Below are 1363 nucleotides of genomic sequence, written 5' to 3'. Positions count from 1 at the left end.
AACACTGTGAGTATGGAGGTAGCCCGGGAAGGGCTGATCCGGAAGGGTGGGTGTCGGCAGCGAAGAGTGACTCCCGAGAATACTGGCCGCGAGTGCGCGTGCCTTCCGTTTGACGTGTCCCCTGAAACTGCCGGCGCTGGCCTGACCCGCCACCGGTTCTGGCTTGATTAGGAGCTTGTCCGCCTCAGGGCGTGACCCGTCACAGTGTTGCCGCCGGTGAATGTTCTGCTTTCCGGGCTCGGCGTGGACCGTATCCGCCAGCTTGATGAAAGGACCAAGGCAATGACGACACTGGCAGAGGACTATGACTACGTGATCGGCGGTGATCCGGACCGGGACACCATCGACCTGGCAGTGCTGGATACAGCCACCGGCAGCATCCGCGCCCATATCGAGGCGACGGCCGACGGTCCAGGATACGCACGCATGCTCGACTGGGCACGAAAACACGCCCCGGGCCGCCGGGTCTGGGCGTTGGAGGGAACAGGAAGTTTCGCCGCCGGATTCGCCGGGGAACTGGCCCTGGCGGGTGAAGATGTCGTCGAAGTCGGCGCCCTCAAGCGCGCCCGCGGCGCCAAGAACGACCGGCTCGACGCGGTCCGGGCCGCCCGGACCGCGCTGGCCCGGGAGCACCAGTCCAGTCCCCGCGTCCGCGGGCTGCGTGAAGCGATCAGGGCCCTGTCAGCGACCCGCCAGGCAGTGCTTGTCAGCCGCACAAAGGCCATCAACGAACTCAAGAGCCTCATCGTGCTCGCACCCGAACAGCTGCGGGCGACCCTGCGCGGCCGCCCTCTGGCCACCCAGCTGGCATTGATCGAAAGCACGGTCACCGCCGCGGCTGCCACGGTCGAACACCGGATCACAGTGCTGACATTGCAGTCGATCACCGCGCGCATCCGTTTCCTGACCGGCCAGCTCGCGGACATCGATCCCGAGCTGGCCCGTCTCATCCAGCAACATCCGGCGGGACCGGCACTGCTCGCCGAACCCGGCGTGGGCCCGGTCGTCGCAGCCCAGCTGCTCATCAGCTGGTCCCACCCCGGACGGGTCAGAAGCGAAGCGGCATTCGCCTCGCTGGCGGGAGTCGCACCGCTGGAAGCCAGCAGCGGCCAACGCACCAGGCACCGTCTCAACCGCGGCGGAGACCGGGCTCTCAACCGGGCCCTGCATACAGTTGCGATCACCCGCATCCGGTGCCACGCCGAAACCCGGGCCTACGAAGCCCGGCGCACCCTTCAAGGCAAGACACACCGCGATATCCGCCGCTGCCTCAAGCGCACCCTCGCCCGACACCTTTACCGCGTTATGGAGTCCACGGCCAAGTCCTCGGCGCCCGAACACGGTTGACAAACATAGGAGCGTC

General features: G+C 66.9%; 1 protein-coding gene. It reads left to right on the top strand.

Going from position 1 to position 1363, the window contains the following annotated elements; translation table 11 throughout:
• The first annotated feature begins 282 nt into the window (after positions 1-282).
• On the top strand, positions 283-1347 hold the full coding sequence (locus RCH15_RS19030) for an IS110 family transposase (RefSeq protein WP_326962214.1): 1065 nt from the start codon (positions 283-285) through the stop codon (positions 1345-1347).
• The last annotated feature ends 16 nt before the right edge of the window (positions 1348-1363 follow it).

This window comes from Arthrobacter sp. MP_M4 (assembly GCF_035984855.1).
GTDB lineage: Bacteria > Actinomycetota > Actinomycetes > Actinomycetales > Micrococcaceae > Arthrobacter.
This window is presented reverse-complemented; position numbering and strand designations above follow the sequence as displayed.

Coding starts and splice junctions, on each gene's coding strand:
- RCH15_RS19030 (WP_326962214.1), top strand. CDS start 283: ATGACGACACTGGCAGAGGACTATGACTACGTGATCGGCGGTGATCCG.